This is a genomic window from Leifsonia sp. Y878 (assembly GCF_057669685.1).
Genome location: NZ_JBYHFS010000002.1, coordinates 521287 through 541802, shown reverse-complemented (window position 1 = coordinate 541802; position 20516 = coordinate 521287). Strand labels below are relative to the sequence as shown.

Annotated in this window: 20 protein-coding genes; 6 read left to right on the top strand and 14 right to left on the bottom strand. The window is 64.7% G+C overall.

Annotated elements, in window-relative coordinates; all coding sequences use genetic code 11:
* Positions 1-20: 20 nt before the first annotated feature.
* Positions 21-1745, top strand: a complete 1725-nt coding sequence (locus AC25Y4_RS08695; RefSeq protein WP_488119993.1) for a cation:proton antiporter — start codon at positions 21-23, stop codon at positions 1743-1745.
* 298 nt (positions 1746-2043) lie between these two features.
* Here AC25Y4_RS08695 and AC25Y4_RS08690 read toward each other — a convergent pair whose 3' ends face one another.
* The 3 genes from AC25Y4_RS08690 to AC25Y4_RS08680 all read right to left on the bottom strand — a co-directional run bounded on the left by AC25Y4_RS08690 (position 2044) and on the right by AC25Y4_RS08680 (position 5266).
* Entirely contained in the window at positions 2044-4212 is a 2169-nt protein-coding gene (locus AC25Y4_RS08690; protein ID WP_488120457.1) for an MMPL family transporter, read from the bottom strand.
* Between the two features lie 170 nt (positions 4213-4382).
* Positions 4383-4625: a zf-HC2 domain-containing protein gene (locus AC25Y4_RS08685; RefSeq protein ID WP_488119992.1), complete on the bottom strand. Its 243-nt coding sequence runs from the start codon at positions 4623-4625 to the stop codon at positions 4383-4385.
* 2 nt (positions 4626-4627) lie between these two features.
* Positions 4628-5266, bottom strand: coding sequence for a sigma-70 family RNA polymerase sigma factor (locus tag AC25Y4_RS08680; RefSeq protein ID WP_488119991.1), 639 nt, complete (start codon positions 5264-5266; stop codon positions 4628-4630).
* Positions 5267-5343: 77 nt separating this feature from the next.
* Here AC25Y4_RS08680 and aroA point away from each other — a divergent pair, with 77 nt between their 5' ends.
* The 3 genes from aroA (at position 5344) to bcp (ending at position 8463) form a co-directional block, all read left to right on the top strand.
* The gene (gene aroA, locus AC25Y4_RS08675; RefSeq protein ID WP_488119990.1) at positions 5344-6702 is read left to right on the top strand and encodes a 3-phosphoshikimate 1-carboxyvinyltransferase; all 1359 of its coding nucleotides are present in this window, start codon (positions 5344-5346) and stop codon (positions 6700-6702) included.
* A gap of 17 nt (positions 6703-6719) precedes the next feature.
* On the top strand, positions 6720-7775 hold the full coding sequence (gene rsgA, locus AC25Y4_RS08670) for a ribosome small subunit-dependent GTPase A (RefSeq protein ID WP_488119989.1): 1056 nt from the start codon (positions 6720-6722) through the stop codon (positions 7773-7775).
* A 208-nt stretch (positions 7776-7983) separates the two neighbouring features.
* Positions 7984-8463 carry a thioredoxin-dependent thiol peroxidase gene (bcp, locus tag AC25Y4_RS08665; protein ID WP_488119988.1) on the top strand — a complete coding sequence of 160 codons (480 nt, stop codon included), beginning with the start codon at positions 7984-7986 and terminating at the stop codon, positions 8461-8463.
* 162 nt (positions 8464-8625) lie between these two features.
* Here the strand turns inward: bcp and AC25Y4_RS08660 are convergent, their stop codons facing one another.
* From AC25Y4_RS08660 to AC25Y4_RS08630, 7 genes are all read right to left on the bottom strand, one after another.
* The gene (locus tag AC25Y4_RS08660; RefSeq protein ID WP_488119987.1) at positions 8626-9387 is read right to left on the bottom strand and encodes an ABC transporter ATP-binding protein; all 762 of its coding nucleotides are present in this window, start codon (positions 9385-9387) and stop codon (positions 8626-8628) included.
* The gene (locus tag AC25Y4_RS08655; RefSeq protein ID WP_488119986.1) at positions 9384-10211 is read right to left on the bottom strand and encodes an ATP-binding cassette domain-containing protein; all 828 of its coding nucleotides are present in this window, start codon (positions 10209-10211) and stop codon (positions 9384-9386) included. Before AC25Y4_RS08655 ends, AC25Y4_RS08660 begins: the two co-directional genes overlap by 4 nt.
* Positions 10208-11095 (bottom strand): ABC transporter permease, encoded by an 888-nt coding sequence (locus tag AC25Y4_RS08650; RefSeq protein WP_488119985.1) that lies wholly within the window; start codon positions 11093-11095, stop codon positions 10208-10210. The genes AC25Y4_RS08655 and AC25Y4_RS08650 overlap by 4 nt, the downstream gene beginning before the upstream one ends.
* The gene (locus tag AC25Y4_RS08645; protein WP_488119984.1) at positions 11095-12057 is read right to left on the bottom strand and encodes an ABC transporter permease; all 963 of its coding nucleotides are present in this window, start codon (positions 12055-12057) and stop codon (positions 11095-11097) included. Before AC25Y4_RS08645 ends, AC25Y4_RS08650 begins: the two co-directional genes overlap by 1 nt.
* A 181-nt stretch (positions 12058-12238) precedes the next feature.
* Positions 12239-13732, bottom strand: a complete 1494-nt coding sequence (locus AC25Y4_RS08640; protein ID WP_488119983.1) for an ABC transporter substrate-binding protein — start codon at positions 13730-13732, stop codon at positions 12239-12241.
* A 163-nt stretch (positions 13733-13895) separates the two neighbouring features.
* Positions 13896-14735 (bottom strand): DUF1684 domain-containing protein, encoded by an 840-nt coding sequence (locus AC25Y4_RS08635; protein WP_488119982.1) that lies wholly within the window; start codon positions 14733-14735, stop codon positions 13896-13898.
* 164 nt (positions 14736-14899) lie between these two features.
* Positions 14900-15349 carry a hypothetical protein gene (locus AC25Y4_RS08630; RefSeq protein WP_488119981.1) on the bottom strand — a complete coding sequence of 150 codons (450 nt, stop codon included), beginning with the start codon at positions 15347-15349 and terminating at the stop codon, positions 14900-14902.
* 185 nt (positions 15350-15534) lie between these two features.
* On the opposite strand from AC25Y4_RS08630, the gene AC25Y4_RS08625 reads away from it, so the two are divergent.
* Complete coding sequence (locus tag AC25Y4_RS08625; protein ID WP_035837005.1) at positions 15535-15783, top strand: WhiB family transcriptional regulator; 249 nt, start codon at positions 15535-15537, stop codon at positions 15781-15783.
* A 63-nt stretch (positions 15784-15846) separates the two neighbouring features.
* Here the strand turns inward: AC25Y4_RS08625 and AC25Y4_RS08620 are convergent, their stop codons facing one another.
* From AC25Y4_RS08620 to AC25Y4_RS08610, 3 genes are read right to left on the bottom strand one after another with little or no spacing between them, the layout of a single operon-like run.
* The gene (locus AC25Y4_RS08620; RefSeq protein ID WP_488119980.1) at positions 15847-17340 is read right to left on the bottom strand and encodes a sensor histidine kinase; all 1494 of its coding nucleotides are present in this window, start codon (positions 17338-17340) and stop codon (positions 15847-15849) included.
* A 14-nt stretch (positions 17341-17354) separates the two neighbouring features.
* A complete protein-coding gene (locus AC25Y4_RS08615) occupies positions 17355-18620 on the bottom strand; it encodes a CpaE/TadZ family protein (protein WP_488119979.1) in 1266 nt (421 codons plus the stop codon).
* A 5-nt stretch (positions 18621-18625) separates the two neighbouring features.
* Complete coding sequence (locus AC25Y4_RS08610) at positions 18626-19261, bottom strand: hypothetical protein (RefSeq protein ID WP_488119978.1); 636 nt, start codon at positions 19259-19261, stop codon at positions 18626-18628.
* A 162-nt stretch (positions 19262-19423) separates the two neighbouring features.
* Between AC25Y4_RS08610 and AC25Y4_RS08605 the strand changes: the two genes are divergently transcribed.
* Positions 19424-19711, top strand: coding sequence for a helix-turn-helix domain-containing protein (locus AC25Y4_RS08605; RefSeq protein ID WP_488119977.1), 288 nt, complete (start codon positions 19424-19426; stop codon positions 19709-19711).
* Positions 19712-19782: 71 nt separating this feature from the next.
* Here the strand turns inward: AC25Y4_RS08605 and AC25Y4_RS08600 are convergent, their stop codons facing one another.
* Positions 19783-20376, bottom strand: coding sequence for a hypothetical protein (locus AC25Y4_RS08600; RefSeq protein WP_488119976.1), 594 nt, complete (start codon positions 20374-20376; stop codon positions 19783-19785).
* Between the last annotated feature and the right edge of the window lie 140 nt (positions 20377-20516).

The following is a 20516-nucleotide window of genomic DNA, read 5'->3' as shown; positions in this document are numbered from 1 at the left end:
CTCCGGACCAGACTGGCGACGTGGACTATGCACTTCTCGGACTTGCCGCCATCCTGATCATCGTTGCCGTCTCGACGTTTGCATCCAGGTTGGGCGTCGCTGCGCCCCTTGTGCTGGTTGTCGTCGGAATCGCGTGCAGCTTCATTCCCGGCGTGCCGACTCCTCAGTTTCCGCCGGAACTCATTCTCGCCCTGGTGCTACCGCCCATCCTCTACGCGTCGGCGGTCAACGTTCCGCTGGTTGATTTTCGGCGCAACCTGAAGGCGATAACGAGCCTGTCCGTGGTGCTGGTGATCGTGTCGGCGCTCGTGAGTGGATTCCTGCTCTACGCGCTACTGCCTGACCTCAGCCTTGCCGCCGGGATTGCCCTCGGCGCGGTAATCAGCCCACCGGATGCCGTGGCCGCGACTGCCATAGCAAAGAGACTCGGTCTCCCCCCACGTCTGGTCACGATTCTGGAGGGTGAGGGTCTCGTCAACGACGCATCCGCTCTGGTGTTGCTGCGCTCCGCCATCGCCGCGACAGCAGGCGCGGTCTCGGCCTGGCAGGTTGCGGGTGACTTCCTCTATGCGGTCGCTGCGGCGATCGCCGTCGGCATCATCATCGGCTACGTGACGGTCTGGGTGCGTTCAAAGCTCGGCAGCCCAGTGCTGAACACCACGATCTCCTTTGCCGTGCCGTTCCTGGCCTACATTCCAGCGGAAGAGATCAATGGCTCCGGCGTGCTCGCCGTGGTCGTGGCCGGTCTCATCACCGGTCACCGCAGTGCCAGTTACTTCAGCGCGCAGGATCGCATCACTGAGCGCATCAATTGGCGCACCATCCAGTTCATCCTGGAGAACGGCGTCTTCCTGCTGATGGGCTTCGAGCTGCGAGGACTCATCATCCAGGCCAGGGGCCAAGAGCTTGGAGTCAGGCAAGCTGTGGCGCTTGGCATTCTCATCACCGTGGTGCTGATTCTGGTGAGGGTGGCATTCGTGGCGCCGTTGATCGTCGTTCTGCGGCGGGATCAGCGACGCGCCGCCGCACAAGGTCCCTATGTGGCGCATGCGATTGATCGGCTCGAGGCGAGTCCGGTGCGCGATGAAAAGTCCGCGCAAAAGAAGAGCAAGTTGAGACGCTTTTTAAACAGGAAACAGGCTGACCTGGATTCGCTGGCCAAGGAGGGTCTCGGCTGGCGGGGCGGGGCGGTACTTGCGTGGTCTGGCATGCGCGGTGTGGTCACGCTGGCTGCCGCCCAGTCGCTCCCGCTCACGATTCCGTACCGACCGCAGCTCATCCTCATCGCGTTCACGGTGGCCGTCGTCACGCTGCTTGCCCAGGGCGGCACGCTGCCATGGCTGATCAAGAAGCTCGGCATCGTCGGCACGGACGAGGACACGGAACGCGCCGAATTCGCATCACTCGTTCAGGAGATCGGCGAGGTCGGTTCAGCGATGCTCGACAATCCGGAGCTCGCCCAGGACAACGGCGAACCGTTCGACCCCGGCGTCGTGGAGCGTGTGCGTGCCGACAGCCTGAGGATCCGGGATGCAGTCACCGAGACCAGGGAAGAGGGGCGTATCGGCCCGCATGCGCAACAGCGCGCACTACGCCTGCGCGTGCTCGACGAGGAGCGTGCCGCGCTTCTGGAGGCCAGGACGGTGGGCTGGTACAGCTCACGCGTACTGGATCGTGCCCAGCAACTCCTGGACCTGGAGGAGTCCAGGCTGAAGCATCTCGATGACGACGACACCGAGCACTGAGCCCTGTGCCCTCGGCCCTCTGTAGCCCCGGCCCTCTGTGCCTCGGTGCCCGGCCCCTGTGCCCTGTGCCCCGGCCCCCGGCCCACCCGAGCTCCGAGCGCCCGTGCCGAGTGCATAACTCCTGCAGATTCGGCGAGATGAGCTGGGACTGGCGCTTCACCGCGGGATACGGGCAAAGTGCAGGAGTTATGCACAACGTGGTCTCGACTCCGGTTGTCAGGTTGGCGCGCACAACCGCCCGGCGCGCGAGAGTCGCGAGCCGGGCGGTTGATGCGCGCCAGGGTTCTGCTGCGGAGGGTTAGCGGCGGGCCAGCTTCGACGGCCACCAGATCTTCGGTCCGATGTCGTAGGCCAGAGCTGGCACCAGCAGCGATCGAACCAGGAAGGTGTCGAGCAACACACCGAAGGCCACGATGAACGCGATCTGGGCGAGGAACAGGATCGGTAGCACACCCAGCGCCGCGAACGTCGCCGCGAGCACGACACCGGCAGAGGTGATCACACCACCGGTCGCCACGAGCCCCCGCAGGATTCCCTCACGGGTGCCGTGGATGATGGACTCTTCTCGCACTCGACTCATCAGGAAGATGTTGTAGTCAATTCCGAGGGCCACTAGGAACACGAACCCGAACAGCGGAACGACGGGGTCTGCGCCGGGGAAGCCCAGCACGCCGTTGAACACCCACGCCGAGACACCGAGAGCTGCGGCGAACGACAGCACGACGGTTGCGATGAGCAGGATTGGGGCCAGAATCGACCGCAGCAGCAGCATGAGGATCAGCAGGATGACGCCGAGGATGATCGGGATGATCAGGTTGCGGTCGTGGATCGACGTGTCGTTGGTGTCAATGGCGATGGCGGTCGTGCCGCCGACCAGGATGCTGTCGTCAACGTCCGAGAGGTCGGTGCGCAATTCCCTCACCGTGTCTTCCGCGGCAACAGAGTCGCCGGCATCCGTCAGTGTGGCCTGAATCATCACCGTGCCGTCGACAACCGTGGGCTCGGCAACCGGGGTGCCGGGGCGCCCAACGGCCTGCAAGCCGTCGGTAGTGATGGGCGTTGTGCCACTCACCGAGTCCTGGGCGATCACAGCGACAGAGTCGACGCCGTCGTTGGCGAGCAGGACGTCCGCCATCTCCTGCAGCTCGCCCTCAGGACCGATGACGATCGCCGGGGTGCCGGATCCGCCAGGGAAGTGCTCGCCGAGTGCCGCCTGGCCATCGCGGGCTTCAGAGGTGCCGAGCACGAAGTCACTCTGAGACACACCGTCAGCCTTGAACTGGAATGCACCGATGGCCAACACGGCGAGCAGCACGGTGGAGGCGATCCAGATCAGACGTGCGCGCTTGGAGATGAGGCGGGCCAGCTTCGGCCAGACGCCACGCGCTCCCTCGCCGGTGAGGTCTGGGTGCACTGAACCGAACTTCGGGCGGACCGGCCAGAAGGCCGTGCGTCCAGCCCAGAGCAGCAGGGCCGGCAACAGGGTCAGGGCGGCAACGATCGCGAACGCGATGCCGATCGCAGCTACAGGGCCGAGCGACTTGTTCGAGTTCAGGTCGCTGAAGAGCAGGCAGAGGAGCGCGACGATGACGGTGCCGCCCGATGCCACGATCGGCTCGAATGCGCCACGCAGCGCCACCCAGGTCGCGTCCCACTTGCGTTCGTTGTCGCGCAGGGCTTCCCTGAACCGTGACACGTACAGCAACGAGTAGTCGGTCGCAGCACCGATGACGAGAATGAACAGGATGCCCTGGGTCTGGCCGGTGAGCGTCAGAACCTCCGCACGCGCCAGCGACACCACGACGAGAACGGATGCGCAGAGCGCGGCAAGACTGGTGCCGAGCACGATCAGCGGCAGCAGCGGTGAGCGGTACACGATGATCAGGATGATGAAGACGGCGATCAGCGCGGTGAGCAACAGGATGCCGTCGATGCCGGCGAATGCGCCGGTGAGGTCGGCGATCAGACCGGCGGGGCCGGTGATGAACGTGGTCACCCCTTCGATGGGGTTGGCCTCAAGATAGTCCCGAATCTCGGCGACCGTGTCCGCCGGTTTAACGTCTTCCGTGGCCAGCGGCAAGAAGACTTCTGCCGCCTCGCCGTCTTCTGAGACGATCGCCGGCGACACCGAATCGGTGACGACGCCGTCCATGGTGGAGAGGGTCGTGACCGTCTCGTCTATGGCCGTGATATCGGCATCCGTCAGTCCACCGTCACGCTGGAAGAGCAGGATGCCTGGCAGCGTGTCACTGCCACGGAACTCTGACTCAAGCGCCTGCACCTGTGTGGCGTCGGCGCTGGCCGGCAGTTGGGTGGCTGCGTCGTTGGTCGACACTTCGCTGATCTTGCCGAACGAGGCGCCGCCCGCCCCGAACATCACGAACCAGACCACGATCAGGACTGTCGGAATCAGGACGCGCAGCCAGGTCGGTACCCGGGAGGCTTGGGGGGTGCGGGGCGTAGTCATCACGTCATCCAGACTATCGCTAACCTGGTTAGGTGTACGTCAAACGAAAGTTTGATTCTTCCGATGTGTGATGGTCAGCCCGCGACAGCCAGCGGGTGACCGTCAGCGCCAGAGAACCAGGAGCGGCCGACCGTCGAGGGTCAGTGCGTCGAGGGTCAGTGCGTCGAAGGTCAGTGCGTCGACTGAACGGCGCGCAACTTCTGCAGAACCAGGTCGCGCAGGTCTTCTGGCGCGGTCTCCTTGCAGGCGCGCTGCATCACCTCGGTGAGCGTGACGCCCACGTGGTGTTCGCTGCTGCAATCGGGGCACGTTTCGAGGTGCTCGCGAATATCAGCAGCGTCCTCTTTGCACAACTCATTGTGCAAGTACTCTTCGAGTTCGGCTTTCGCTTTCTCGCATCCGCAATCGGTCATGATCAGTTGCTCCCAGAGTTCTTCTGGCCGGCTGACTGGCCACCGCCGAGCCCGCGCTCAGCTGCATAGCCTGCCAACATCTCGCGAAGAAGGCGCCTGCCACGGTGCAGACGGCTCATCACGGTGCCAATCGGTGTTTTCATTATTTCGGCGATCTCCTGATAGGAGAAGCCTTCGACATCAGCGAAATAGACAGCAAGCCGGAAATCCTCGGGAATAGCCTGCAGTGCATCTTTCACCGCGCTGTCTGGCAGGTGATCGATGGCCTCGGCCTCAGCCGACCGGCTGGAGGTGGCTGTCGTCGACTCTGCGCCGCCCAGCTGCCAGTCCTCAAGGTCATCAATCGTGCCCTGGTACGGTTCACGCTGTTTCTTGCGATACGTGTTGATGAAGGTATTTGTCAGGATGCGATAGAGCCACGCTTTGAGGTTCGTGCCCTGCTGGAACTGCGCGAAAGCGGCAAACGCCTTCACGAAGGTTTCTTGCACCAAGTCTTGCGCGTCAGACGGATTGCGCGTCATACGCATGGCTGCAGCGTAAAGCTGGTCAATGAACGGCATCGCCTGTTCTTCGAACAGATCGCGCACGTCAGGAGTTTCTGAAGTCATCAACGGCAATCCTAGGCCGTCTACGGCACCCATGACTGGCCGCTCCAAGACTGCTGAGCTTGTCAAGCGAACCTCCCTCTTCTTCACATCACCGACTATTCTGATAACCGATGCTGATCTCGAGATATTCCAAGCCTGAATTCAATCCGTACGGTGATTCCGCTCCAGACGAGCGGGCCGTGCTGTGGCAGGCGCCCGTTTCTACCGCGCCGCTGGACGCCGTTCTCGCGCTCCCCGGATCAAAATCCCTGACCAACCGCGAACTCGCGCTGTCGGCACTCGCCGACTCCCCGTCGCTGCTTCGCTCGCCGTTGCACTCGCGGGACAGCGACCTGATGGTCGCGGCTCTTCGCCAACTCGGCACCACCATCGAGAAGGTGCCTGGCGACAGCCAGTACGGCGACGACCTGCTCGTCACCCCCGGAGAGTTGTTGGGCTCCACCACCATCGACTGCGGCCTCGCAGGAACGGTGATGCGGTTCCTGCCGCCGATCGCCGCACTTGCCCTCGGCCCGACGACGTTCGACGGCGATGAGGGTGCCCGCCGCCGCCCCATGGCGACGACCATCACCTCCCTTCGCGCGCTCGGCGCCGACATCAACGATGACGGCCGCCTTGCGCTGCCCTTCACGGTGCACGGCACCGGATCCGTCGCCGGCGGCGAGATCACCATCGACGCCTCAACGTCGAGCCAGTTCGTCTCCGGCCTGCTGCTTGCCGCGGCACGCTTCGACGACGGCTTGCACCTCCGCCACAGCGGCGAACGCCTGCCGAGCATGCCCCACATTGAGATGACGATCGACACGCTGGCCGCTCGCGGCGTCGTCGTCGAGACGCCAGCCGTCGGCGAGTGGATCGTGCGCCCAGGCGCCATCGCCGGCCGCGAGGTCGACATTGAACCAGACCTCTCGAACGCCGCACCGTTCCTGGCTGCCGCACTCGTTGCGGGCGGCAGCGTCACCATCTCGGGCTGGCCCGATACGACGACCCAGGTCGGCGCCGGACTCATCGACCTGCTCCCGCTGTTCGGTGCCACGGTCACGCGCGACGGCGACCGGGTCACGGTGACGGCGGGTGAGAGCATCCGCGGTGTTGAACTCGACCTGTCGACCAGCGGAGAGCTCGTACCGAACCTCGTCGCACTCGCGGCGCTGGCCGACTCCCCGAGCACCATCACGGGGATTGGCCACATCCGCCACCACGAAACCGACCGCCTCGCTGCCCTTGTGGCCGAGATCAACGGGCTCGGCGGCGCAGTGACAGAGCTCGAAGACGGCCTGCACATCGAGCCCCGTCCGCTGCACGGCGGCACCTGGCGCAGCTACGACGACCACCGGATGGCGACCACCGGCGCGATCATCGGGCTGGCCGTTCCCGGCGTGGAGATTGAGAACATCGGCACAACGTCGAAGACGCTCCCCCAGTTCCCCGAACTGTGGCATTCACTCTTCGCGGGAGTTGCACTCTAGATGTGGGTTCAGTCCTGATGTCCTGGTGGTCGAACGATGACGACGACGACGAGCCGGAGTACGACGAATCGAGCGTGCGAGTTCGCCCCAATCGCAAGGGCAACAAGCCACGCACGAAGACTCGCCCAGATCACGAAGATGCGCTGACCGGACGCATCATCGCCGTTGACCGTGGTCGCTACACGGTCATGCTCGACGAGAACACGCCTGACGAACGCCAGGTCACCGCAGCGCGCGCCAGCGAACTCCGCAAGCACGCGGTCGTCACGGGCGACCGCGTCGACATCGTCGGCGACACCACGGGAGCCGAGGGCAGCCTGTCCCGCATCGTGCGCATCGTGCCGCGGAAGACGCTGCTGCGTCGGAGCGCCGATGACACGGATGCCGTGGAGCGCGTCATCGTCGCCAACGCCGACCAGATGCTCATCGTGGTGGCAGCGGCGAATCCTGAGCCGCGCATCCGTCTCGTTGATCGCTATCTCGTTGCCGCGTTCGATGCTGGGATTACACCGATCCTCTGCATCACGAAGACCGACCTGGCCGACCCGGCAGAGTTCCTGAGCAACTTCGCCGGGCTCGACCTCAGGGTCTTCACGAGCCGCGAAGACGAGCTTCCCGTCGAGGAGATCTCACGCGCGCTCATCGGGCATGACACGGTCTTCGTCGGACACTCTGGCGTCGGCAAGTCGACACTCGTCAACGCGCTCGTGCCTGCAGCCAAGCGTGCTGTCGGCGTGGTGAACACCGTCACGGGTCGTGGCCGTCACACGTCGTCATCGACGGTGTCGCTGCGGCTGGAGACGCCAGAAGGACGCGGCTGGGTGATCGATACGCCAGGCGTTCGCTCGTTCGGGCTCGGTCACATCAACACCGACAACATCCTCAAGGCGTTCACCGACCTTGCGGCCATTGCGGAGAAGTGCCCGCGCGGCTGCACGCACCTGCCCGATGCGCCGGACTGCGCCATCAACGAGGCCGTAGCCGCCGGCGAGCTCGGCGAGACAGGTGCAGTGCGCCTCGACTCGCTGCAGCGCCTACTGCTGACCTTCGCCAAGACGCCGTCGACGCACTGAGTGTGCAGTCTCGGCTGGGCGCTGCCCGAATTGCATAACTCCTGCAGAATCATCCGTTCCTCGCATCCAGCCCCGGAAATTCGGGCAATTACCCGCGGGCGACACCACGTTGCAGGAGTTATGCACGGGCACACCCCATGCCCGCAGCGACCCGCCAGCTCCGTGTCTCGCAGGACTACACACGACACCGCTCGGGTAGCGTTGAGGCATGACGGATTCCACACGCCTCTCGGCAGGCGACCCTGCACCGCAGTTCACGCTCACTGACCAGGACGGCGCAGAGGTTTCGCTCGCCGACTTCGCTGGCCAGAAGGTTGTCGTGTACTTCTACCCGGCCGCCATGACGCCCGGCTGCACCACGCAGGCCTGCGACTTCCGCGACAACCTCTCGTCGCTGAAGGCCGCCGGATACCAGGTGCTCGGCATCTCGAAGGATGCCCCCGCCAAGCTCAAGACGTTCCAGGAGCGCGACGGCGTGAACTTCCCGCTGCTCAGCGACGAAGACCTCGCCGTGCACAACGCCTACGGCACCTGGGGTGAGAAGAACCTCTACGGCAAGCTCGTCACCGGCGTGCTGCGCTCGACGTTCGTGATCGACGAGACGGGCACCATCCAGCTCGCCCTCTACAACGTGAAGGCGACCGGCCACGTGGCCAGCCTGCGCAAGAAGCTCGGCATCGACAGCTAGCTCGCAGCACATTTGTGTAATTCACTCGCAAGAAATCGACCTAACCGACGAGTTTTAGGTCGATTTCTTGCGAGCGGATGTCGTCTGCCCAGCAGATAGGCGGGTTGTGCGGGAGGGTTGGCTCGCTGGAACTCGAGACACTCGCTGGCGCTCGTTACTCACTCAACGAGGCAGGCGCGGCACCGCCGCCAGCAGTCGCTTCGTGTAGTCCTCACGCGGGGCACCGAGCACCTGCGCGGTTTCGCCCTGCTCGACGACGCGCCCGTTCTGCAGCACGATCGTCTGGGCGCACAGCGATGCGACGACGCCCAGGTCGTGCGACACCATCAGCACCGTCAGGTTGCGCTTCTGGCCGAGTTCGACGAGCAGGTCCATGATCTGGATGCGCGTCGTCACGTCGAGTGCGCTCAGCGGCTCGTCCGCCAGGATCAGCCGAGGGCCAGGCACGATGGCCCTCGCGATAGCAATGCGCTGGCGCTGCCCGCCGGAGAATTCGTGTGGGTAGCGGCTGGCGGCATCCGCTGGCAGACCAACAGACTCGAGCGCCTCTGCGACCAGCGCATCCGCTGCGGCACCCCGCGCGATCCCGAGCGAGGTCAACGGCTCAGAGACGATGCGGCCCACCCGCTGCCGGGGGTCGAGCGACGAGTACGGGTCCTGGAAGACCGTCTGCACACTGCGGCGGAATTGGCGCATCTGGGCGCGGTCAGTGGGTACCAGCGGCGCTCCGTCGAACAGCACCTGGCCGCTCGACGGCGACGCGAGGCCGAGCAACAGCCGCACGAGGGTGGTCTTGCCAGCGCCAGACTCCCCCACGAGCCCAACGCTGGTTCCGGCCTCGACGGCGAATGACACTCCGGTCAGCGCGTCTGCACCGCCGCGGTAGGCGAAACCCGCGCCCCGAAGCTCCAGGATGGCCGTCATGAGGTCTCCAGTGCCGCGTCGAGGATTCGTGCGCTCCGCACGAGTTCTGCCGTGTACGGATGCTGTGGCGCCGTCAGGATGGTCGCCAGCGCCCCAGACTCCACGGCTTCACCGTTCTGCAGCACGATCACGCGGTCGGTCATCCGCGCCACAACGGCCAGGTCGTGGCTGATGAACAGCAGCGACATGCCGCGCTCTGCGATCACCCGGTCGAGCAGGTCGAGCACGTCGGCCTGCACCGTGACGTCGAGTGCCGTCGTCGGTTCGTCTGCGATCAAGAGTTCTGGGCGGCAGGCCAGCGCCATGGCGATGGCCACGCGCTGCCGCTGGCCGCCGGAGACCTCGAACGGGTATGAGCGGGCGATGCGCTCCGGGTCTGGCAGGCTCACCTCTGCGAAGGCGGCGAGCACGGCCTCGTTCAGTGCGGTGCCACGCAATCCCTGGTGCCTGCGCAGCGGTTCTGCCAGCTGCTTGCCGAGGCGCATCAGCGGATCGAGGGAGCTGAGCGGCTCCTGGAAGACGATCGCGGCACGGCTCCCGCGGATGGGCATCAGCGTGCGCTCACTCGCGCCGATCACGTGCGTGCCGGCCAGCGTCACGCTGCCCGTCGCGTGCAGGCCAGGCGCCAGCAACCCCGTGATGGCCAGCGAGGTCAGCGATTTACCGGAGCCGGATTCACCGATAAGGCCAAGGCGTGCGCCCCTGTTCAACTCAAGCGAGAGCGATCGAACCAACGTGCGGCCATCATCCGTTGCAACTGACAGGCCATGCACGCTCAGCACGGCGGCCTGGTCAGGCGTGGTGGTGGTGGTCACCGGCGTCATCGTGACTTCCTCCTGATCGGATCTGCAACGTCCCGCAGGCCATCGGCCACCAGGTTGACGCCGATCACGAGTGCCACGAGGGCAAGCCCGGGAGCGATGGCACCGATCGGAGCCGTCGCCACCGTGCTCTGCGCTTCCTGCAGCATCCGTCCCCATGACGCGTTGGGCGGCGGCGCCCCGAGCCCCAGGTACGACAGGCTGGCCTCTGCCAGCACGGCGATGCCGAACTGCAGTGCCAGGTTGACCGACAGCGTCGGCCAGATATTGGGCATCACGTGTGCGCGGATGATCGTGAGCCAGCCGGTACCCGACGTGCGGGCGGCGGTGATGTACTGCTCTGCGAGCACGCGTTTGGCCAGCACCCTGGTCAGCCGGGCGACGATCGCCGACATCGCGAGGCCGATGGCGAGCACCGCCGACCAGAGCGACGCCCCCTGCGCGGCCACGATCAGCATCGCGAGCAGCAGGGTGGGGAACGCGATCAGGATGTCGAGTAGCGCCGACAACGTGTCATCGAGCCAGCTCGTCGCGAAGGCGGCAAGCAGGCCGAGCAGAATCCCGATCACGGCGGCAATGGCAACGGATGCCGCCCCAACGATGAGCGCGATCCTCGCGCCGATCATCAGCTGGGTCATCAGGTCGCGGCCGAGCTTGTCTGTGCCGAGCCAGTGTTCTGCGCTTGGCCCTTCGAGGCGGGTGCCAGAGGTGTCCGCCGGTGGATACGGCAGCCAGACGAGGGAGGCGAGCGCCATCAGCACGATGATGCCAACGAGCACCAGGCCGATGGTCAGTGTCACGGAGCGCGAGGTGCGGCGGCGCACGAGGGCCGAGGCGGCACCCGTCCGGGTCTCGGGTGACGCCTCTGTGGGCGTGACGGCAGTCATCAGCGATTCACCGCCACGCTGGTGCGGAGGCGCGGGTCGACCAGCCGCTGGATGATGTCGGTGACGAAGCCGATCAGCAGCACGGCGACGGTGCTGACGAGCAGGATGCCCTGGATATTCGGGTAGTCATGCTGGGCGATGGCCTTCAGCAGCATGCTGCCGAGGCCAGGCAAGGTGAAGACACTTTCAATGACGACGGCGCCGAGGAAGGTGGTGGCCAGTTCAATTCCCAGGATCGAGATGACGGGCACAGAGCCGTTCCGCAGCCCGTGGCGCCACATTGCGCTCCGAAACGGCGAACCGAGCGCCCGAGCATTCCGGATGTAGTCGCTGCCGAGCACATCGAGCGTGGCGGAGCGCACGTAGCGCGAGATGGAGGCGGTCATCACGATGGTGATGGTGATCACCGGCAGCGCGAGCGAGTGCAGCGCGTCGGCGGGGTCTGCCCAGTCGTCACGCGGGAACCCGCCGGACGGGAACAGGCGCAGGTTCACCGAGAACACGCTCACCAGCAGGATGCCGACCCAGAACGCCGGAACGGCAACGCCCAGTTGCGAGATGGCGGAGAGGGCTGACCCGTACCAGGTGCGTGCTTTCCATGCCGCGATGAAGCCGACGAAGAGTGACAGCACCAGGGCGAGGCTGAAGGAGATGAGCGTCAGCGGAATCGTCACGGCCAGCCGCGACATGATCTCGGGGCCGACGGGCAGCGATGAGACGAACGAATTGCCAAGGTTCAGCGTGACGATCTCGCCGAACCAGGTGGTGAACTGCTGCCAGAGCGGCAGGTTCGACCCGACCTGCTCCTGCGCGGCGGCGATTTGCTCAGGGGTGGCATTCACCGAGAGCAGCGCGTTCGCGGGGTCGCCTGGCAGCAGTCGCAGCAGCACAAACAGTACGACCATGGCGAGCACCAGCGAGAGCACCAGGAAGGCAAAGCGGCGCAGCAGATAAGTGGTCATTACAGTTTCAGGCTACTTCAGTCATGTGTATCGATGGTTCAGGTGTGCCAAGACGAATGGTGCATAACTCCTGCAATACAGCCCGCGCGGTTCCGGCTGCCGCGGAATTCCGCGGCAACCGACGCGCGATGCGTCGCAATGCAGGAGTTATGCACCGAGTCGGCACAGGACTCGCCTGTGGTTACTTCGCTTCGATGTCGTACACGTAGAACTGCGAGTTGAGCCCGTTGACCGGGTACCCGGTCAGGTCGCTCGCGGCCACCACGATCTGCGGGTACAGGTACAGCCAGACGCTGGCGGCATCCGCTGCAATCTGCTCGTTGACGAGCTTCAACTTGTCGGTCTGCTCTTCAACGGATGACGCCTGCTCGGCCTCAGAGACCCACTGGGTCACGTCGGGGTTGTTGTAGCCCCAGTAGAAGTCCGGGTTGCCGTACCAGACCACGTCGCGGTCGTTCACGTGCTCCTGCAGCGTCGCCTCGAAGGCCTGCTCCTTGAACACCTTGGTGTACCACTCGTCTGAGGTGATCGGGTTGATGTTCACCGTGACGCCGACCTTGGCGAGCTCGCTCTTCACGAACTCGGCAACGGCGGGGTGCGGGTCATACGTCGGGGTGTCGAGGGTGAACTCGAAACCGTCGGCGTAGCCGGCCTTGGCGAGCAACGACTGTGCGAGGTCAACGTCGTACGGGTTCACGTCGCTCAAGTCTTCGTACCAGGGGTCGGTCGGCGGAACCATGGAACCGATCAGGGTGCCGTAGTCGCCCCAGATGGAGTTCAGCAGCTTCTCGCGGTCGATGGCTGAGTAGAGCGCCTTGCGCACGTCCACGTTGTCGAACGGGGCGACGCGGTCGTTGAACGCGAGGATCTCCTTGGTGGTGGAGTTGCCGTCGTTCACGGTGAAGTCAGCGTTGTCTTCGAACTGCGCGAGCGAGTCAGGGCTCTGCACGCTCGTGACGATGTCGACCTGGTTGGTGAGGAGTGCGTTGCCGAGCGCTGTGGCATCCGTGAAGTAGTTGAAGACGACCTCGTCGCTCTTCGCCTTGTCTCCCCAGTACGAGTCGGAGGCCTCAAGGCTGAGTGAGCTGCCACGCTTCCAGTCGCCGAGCGTGTACGGGCCTGTGCCGTCTTCGGAGGTCTGCAGGTCGGTGGCGTCACTGTTGATGATCCACACGTAGCTGAGCAGGTACGGCAGTGAGATCGACTTGCTCGAGAGGGTGATGACAACGGTCTGGTCATCAGGCGTCTGGATGTCGGCGATGGGCTTCAGGCTCGACTTGCGTGCCGACTGGGAGTCCTCTGCGGTGACCTTCTCAATGCTCGACTTCACGTCGGCGCTGGTGAGCGCCTTGCCGGAGTGGAACGTGACACCATCCTGCAGCGTGAACGTGTAGCTCAGGCCGTCGTCGCTCAGCGTGTAGTCGGTGGCCAGCAGCGGTTCGACGGCGCCGTCATCCGTCAGCTTGAACAGACCCTCGTACACGTTGCCGTTGAAGGCCTCCGTGATGCCCTGCCCGCCGCCGGCGGTGTTGTCGAGGTTCTGTGGCTCGTAGAGCGAACCGATTTCAATGGTGCTGGCCGCTGACGAAGAGCCAGAGGACGCCGGTGCGCAGCCAGCAAGTGCAAGCGTTGCAATTACTGTGGCGGCAAGCGCGGCTGTCATGGTTTTTTTCACAGAGTTCTCCTGAACCGTGGGGTTGGCGGACGGTGTTGCTGAGCGGCGATCGTTCTCACCGAACGAGGCGACGCAGCGAGACTGGCATGGCAGCACCAACGTTGAACGTCAGTGAGCCAGAGGTAATGCGGGGTAGCTATGGGGTGTACAGACAGCCGAAACCTCAGTACAGGGAGTAGCCACCGCGGAAGACAACAACCTTCTCCCCTGCCTCAACAGCGAAAGCAAAGCGATTGTTCCGCGGTGGCAGTGGACAGTTGTAGTGAATCGAAAATCCGCACGGCGGCACGAAGGCCTGGTTGAAGTCGAGGATGACGGTGCTGCTGCCGCTGGTGTTGGACTCATCGGCGCTGGAGTCACCGGTGTTGGACTCATCGGAGCGGCGCACGAACAGGAAACGGCCGGCCTCGTAGCTGCCGTTGTCGCCTGCTGCGCCGTTCGTTGCATCGCCGAAGACGAGCAGGAGGGTGCCGCCATCGTCGAAGGCGCTGAAGCTGTAGTCGACGCCATCCCTCGTGAAGGTGATGTCGCCTGGCACGACGAGGTCACGCGTTCCGCCGTTGTCCCTGATGTGCTCGAAGGGAACGGTGCGGCCGGAGTCGACGGGGGTGAAGGTCGCCTCAATCACCCAGCTCTGGTCGAAGTCGAAGCCCGTGATCGTCTCGAAGTTGCGGATGGAATCAGAGGCCGCATCCCACAAGCGGATGCCGTGCTCCGGCTCCCCCGTGGCGATGTTCACGCGGGTGAGTTCCGTGACCGTCGTCGTAGCGGCCTGTTCGGCTGGCAGCGCTGCCAGCACGGCTTCAGCGCTTGGCACGGCTGCGGCATCCGTTTCACTGTCGAACCAGCGGGTCTCCACGAGTGAGAGGTTGCCGGTCGGGGCGACGACGCTGCTGAGGCGGTGCGCCCTCCAGGCGGCCCAGCTCTCGCGGGCAGCGTCGACCACGGCGGGTGACGCGTGCAGGGTACCGGTGGAAGACGTACCGGTGGAAGAAAGAGTCATGATTCCTCAATAGTGCGCGGCTAGACGCTCGATTACCAATCAGGTTGCGTGATATGACAACCGATGCTTGTGCAACACGCTCTCTGCACCGGGTATTCCGCACCGTCGCGTTCGGTCGCTGCCGCGCGCTGGTCGCGCTGGTCTCGCTGGTCTCGCTGGTCTGGCTAGTCGCGGTGCTGGTCGCGCTCTGCACCCGTTGCGGCCATCACGCTCGGCACGAAGAGCAACACGATCACGACGATGGAGGGAAGCAGCAGCGCCCAGCCGATGTCCGGCCTGGCGTACATCCCCTGGAAGGCCCCGAGGGCCACGGCAATCTGCACGAGCTGCCAGGTGACGGCCGCTCCCCTGATCCAGGATCGGTGCCGCAACACGTTCAGCGCGATGGCGCTCACCCAGATCGCCGCAATGAGCAGGAGCACCAGAATGGCGATGGCGCTCGGCATGGAGGCCGGCGTGTCGGTCAAAAGCTCGATGATCTGCCAGATCGTGACAGCCCACAGCAGCAGCGCCTCTGCGCTCACGAGAACGAAAAGGAGCTTCAGCGCGAGTGGTCGAGGGCGGCCGGCGGGGGCCGGATCGGTCGAGGAGAAGTCTTCAGACGATTTTTTCACAGGGATATCCCATACAAAACTATTGATTTGATTCAACCATTATGGGACCATATTTGAGGCGCAGTTGACGCTCACAGGGACGTGGGCAGATCTCAATACGTAGATCCGAAATATTCCTGCAGCTGCCATCCCCCGCATTTAGGCCAATTCGGCCACGCACCCACGCAACAAAGGAGCACATCACCATGGATTGGCGCGACAAAGCGGCATGCCTGACAGCTGACCCGGAGCTTTTCTTCCCGGTAGGCAACACTGGCCCGGCTGTAGACCAGATTGAAAAGGCAAAGTCGGTGTGCGCGCGTTGCAACGTCACCGAAGTTTGCCTCCAGTACGCACTTGAGACCGGTCAGGACTCCGGCGTATGGGGTGGACTCAGCGAAGACGAGCGACGAGCACTCAAACGACGTGCCGCTCGCGCACGCCGCGCTTCTTAACCCGAGCTTTTCAAATGCCGGCACCCACTGGGTGCCGGCATTTGCTTGTTAAGCGGTGAGCGCTTAGCGCTCGTGGATGTACCGGAGCGGAATCTCGATCGTCACTTCGGTGCCGCTTCCCATGATCGTGTGCCAGTCGATGGTGCCGCTCAGTTCACCCTGGATCAGGGTGCGCACGATCTGCGTGCCGAGACCTGAACCCACCTTGCCCTCTGGCAGGCCGGTTCCGTTGTCCTTCACGGTGACCGTCAGCATCTCCTCGCTGCGGGTCGCCTCGATGATGACCTCACCCTCGCGCCCGGCCAGACCGTGTTCGACGGCGTTGGTGACGAGTTCGGTGAGTGCGAGCGCCAGCGGCGTGGCAAAGGCGCTCGGCAGTGTGCCGAAGCTGCCGGTCAGCCGCGGGTGGGCTGTGGTGTTGTGAGCGGATGCGACCTCGGCGACCAAAAGCAGCACCCGGTCGAACACGGCGTCGAAGTCCACGCTCTGGCTGAGGCCTTCAGACAGGGTGTCGTGCACAACGGCGATGGCCGCGACCCGACGCATTGCCTGCGTGAGCGCTTCCCTGGCGGTTTCGGAGTGCGTGCGCCTGGCCTGGATGCGCAACAGCGATGCGACGGTCTGCAGGTTGTTCTTCACCCGGTGGTGGATCTCGCGGATCGTCGCATCCTTGGTGATGAGCTCGCGTTCCTGGTGGCGGAGCTCTGTGACATCGCGGCACAGCACGATGGCGCCAATCCGCGACCCGCGCTCCCTGATCGGGATGGCGCGGAGCGACACCGTCACTCCCCTGGCCTCAATGTCGGTGCGCCACGGCGCACGGCCGGTGACCACGAGCGGCAACGACTCGTCAACGACGGCCTTGCCGGGAATCAGTCGAGTGGTGACCTCGGCCAGCGACTCGCCCTCGAGTTCGTCAGCGAAGCCCATCCGGTTGAACGCGGAGAGGGCATTCGGGCTGGCGAATGTGGTGGTCCCGTCGACGTCGAGCCTGAGCAGGCCGTCTGAGGCGCGCGGAGCCCCGCGGCGCGGGCCGGTCGGTGCTCCGAGGTCGGGGAAGTCGCCGGAGGCGATCATGGCGAACAGGTCGTTCGCGCAGTCGTTGAAGGTCAGCTCCTGGCGGCTCGGGGTGCGAGCCTCGCTGAGGTTCGTGTGCCTGGTCAACACTGCGATTGGAGCATCGGTGATCTGGGGACCTGCAGGGCTCAGGCGGCGCATGACCGGAATGGCCCGCACGCGCGTCGGAGTCTCCTCATACCAGTCGGGGGCCGTCGTATCGACGATCTTCGCGGTCTCGAAGGCCTCTGTGACCTGCTTCCGCCACTCAGCCTTGATGCTCTGGCCCACAAAGTCGCGGTAGAACAGCGTTGCGGCGCTGGAGGGCCTGGCGTGAGCCACGGCGACGAAGCTGCCTTCGTCCGTGGGAACCCACACGACGATATCGGCGAAAGCAAGATCGGCCAGCAGCTGTCCGTCGGCGACGAGCATATGCAGCCAATCGACGTCTTCCGCGCTGCTGCGGCCCTGGGCAAGTACGAGATCACTAAGCGTCGACACGTTCACAGCCTAGATCAGCCACGGGTGGCTCTGCGCACGCCCCACATCCGTTCAGAGCGCTTTCGCCGTTTCCGGGCGGCGGGAATCGGCGCGATCAGCAGCTCCTCATTCACGAACTGGCGGATGCGCGCACGCGCGGGCGACTTGGGTGATGCGTCCCGCAGGGTGCGGCCGGTCAGCACGGCTGCATCGACACCATTCTGGTCATGTGGAATGAGCACGGCGTGCTCGATGCCACCAAACCGCCGGAGCGTGGCGCTGACCTGTGCGCGCGGGTCCATGCCGATGGCGCTGGCCCGCACCTTGTTCATGAACACACTCACTCGTTCGGTGCTCAGCACATCGGCCAGTTCCACCCAGGAGCGGAGAAAGCGCGCCATCCCAACCGGATCGGCCAGCCCGCATGCCACAACGTGGTCGGCCTGGGCGAGTGCGCTCACCGTTGCCGCGTTGCGTCGCGGGGTGAAGAGGTCGCTCGAGATCTCCTCGTCGGATTCGAGGTTGAAGCCGGTGTCGATGACCACGTAGTCAACCCAGTCGCGCAGGGCCTGGATCGTTTTCGTCACCCTGTCGCCCGACAGCTCTGGCCAGCGCGATGGCCGGCCGATCCCTGTGAGCACCCAGAACGCGCCATGCGGCGAGTTGTATCGCTGCGCTATCCGTTCCAGCTCTGCACGATTGAGGGCGTCTGCACCAGCGAGCCTGCACGCCGCAGCGAAGCCGGGCGCTTCATCGAGCATCCCGAGCGTCGGCGCCACCGATCCGCTGTACGTGTCAACGTCGGCCAGCACCACGGTGTGCCCGGCCGCCGCGATCTCCGCCGCGATGGTGATGGCGATCGTCGTGCGGCCAGGAGCGCCGGCCGGGCCCCAGACCGCGATCACCGATCCGGCATGCAGCGAGGATGCGGTGCGATGGTCCGCGTTCCCGATCCGTGTCGGCACGTCGATGCCGCCGAGGATGAGCGCCTCGATGTCGGACCACGTCGCCGTTTCATCCACGACCTCGTACAGCCCGAGCGATGCCGCGTGGCGTCGTTCCAGGTCGGAATTCGCGACAGCAACGATGCGCACGCCGTGGTGGTCGCAGCCGGCGATCAGCTCCGCGTTCAGCGTTGCCCGTGCGGCGCCGACCACGATGGCATCCGGTGCGTAGACCGGGAGTGCGGCCAGCATCTCCCTGGCACTCATCACGCGGGCGAGAATCGTGTGGCCGTGTTCGATCATGTCGGCAAGCAGCCGGTCTTCGGTTCGCCGGTCGAGCGATAGCGCGAGCGCCACCACGGTTAGCCGCCGATCGCCTGGTTGACCGGAACCAGTGCCAAGGAGTCGGCATTCGCCTGCGATTCAAGCACCGCGGCGACCTTGCCCTTCGGAATCAGCACCTCGACGGCCTGCCCTGTGCTGTCTGCGATGAACCCGGTCGACTCGACGATGCGCACAACGGATGCCTCACCCACGAGAACCGCCGGCGGCCCGAACACGCCGTTTTCCGTTTCCCTGGCGCTCCAGATGTCGACGACGGTGCCCGGGCTGACGCTTTCAGGCAGCTTCCCCGCGATGTCGACGACGATGCTCGTGACGGATGCCCCGGCTTCCGTCCCGACAGCCGACGCCGGGATCAGTTCTCCCGCGGCGATACTGCGCGTGACCACGAGCCCGTCCTGAGGAAGGCTGTCCGGTGTCACGTACAGGCTGACGGCGTCGTCGAATCGCACCTGGGCGAGGACGAAGTCCGACGATTCGACGCGGTCTCCCACCATCAGAGCCTGCCGGGCTGCATACACGGCGGTCGAGCGCTCTGCGCCGGACACCAGGAGCCACACCCCGATGATGGAGGCCACGACGAGCACCAGCCCGATGGCAAATCGAGGGTCGAACCAGATTCGCTTGCGTGTCCCCGCGTCCTGCCCTGCCCCCACGGTCCACCTCCGTCGCGTTGGTGTGCTCTGCTGCGTGCGTGCTGACTGTCTTGCGCCTGTGCACTATTTTTTGGGCGCACTCTATGGTCGCTCTCTCCCGCCCAGCCCGTGAAAGTTATCCACAACCCGTTCCCACACGGTCGGCGCGACGGATAATCAGACATGACAGTTTCCGCCTCCCCCGATGCCCTCGGCCGCTTCCTGACCTTGGCCGACACCGCGGAAGTCCTCAGCATCACGGCCGCTGAGGCGCTTGAGCTGGTGCGCACTGGGGAGTTGCCGGCGATCAGGCTCAACGCTGCAGGCAGCTGGCGCATTGAGCGAGTCGTGCTGGAGTCGTTCATCGAGGCGAAGTACGAAGAGGCCAGGCGCATCTCGCTCTGGGAGCAGTCGGATTACGCCAACATCCCAGAGCTCTCCGGCGGCACGATCATTCGCCCAGAGAGCTGACCGCTCGCCTCTCCGTGAGTTTCAGTACAAGGTGAGTTTCAGTACAAGGTGAGTTTCAGTACAAGCGGGCCTCAGTACACGCGGATCTGCTGCACCTGCGCCAGGGGCACGACCCGGTAGTGCAGCACCTCGCGCGACCGACGCACCGTGCCAGGTGCGTGCACGGCCAGGTCAAGGTGGTCGCGTCCAACGCGATCGATCGTGCCGGTGACGATTCCGTCGGTGGTGTGCAGTTCGACGCTTTTCCTGCGCCGACACAGGTCACGCAGCACGAACGGAAAGCCGATCCGGTCAATGACGCGAGAGGCCGATTCCACCGGCGGATTCAGCGAAGCATCCACCTGTGACCGGGTGAGAATGACGCCGGAGATCCATGTGAATGGGATGACGCACTGGGCGCCTCCTGACTCCGCCAGGTCTGCCGCTACCCAGTCCTTGCCGAAGGTCACCGGCCGCACGGTGAGCGTGGTGCCGGAGGCCAGAACCAGCGTGAGCGTCACGGGAGACGGCCCCCTCCCGGCGTTCGACAGGCTGATCAGCCGATCGCGCAGCGACAGCCGCCCCAGGCGTAGGCGTTCTTCCTCCGCCCGAAGATCGACCTCTTCGGCGCGCAGCTCCTGCTCCAGCTGACCCTCAAGGTCGTCAAAGAGATTGTCCCAGCGCACAAGCCGAAACTAGTCGGCGCCGCCGCGCCGCGCTGAGATTCTCCACAGGCTTTATAAGCGCTAGACATCGCCATGACTCTACTGGTTGAGTTTCTGCCATGCGTTCGACCCCCATTGGGGGGTCGAATATTCCACTCATC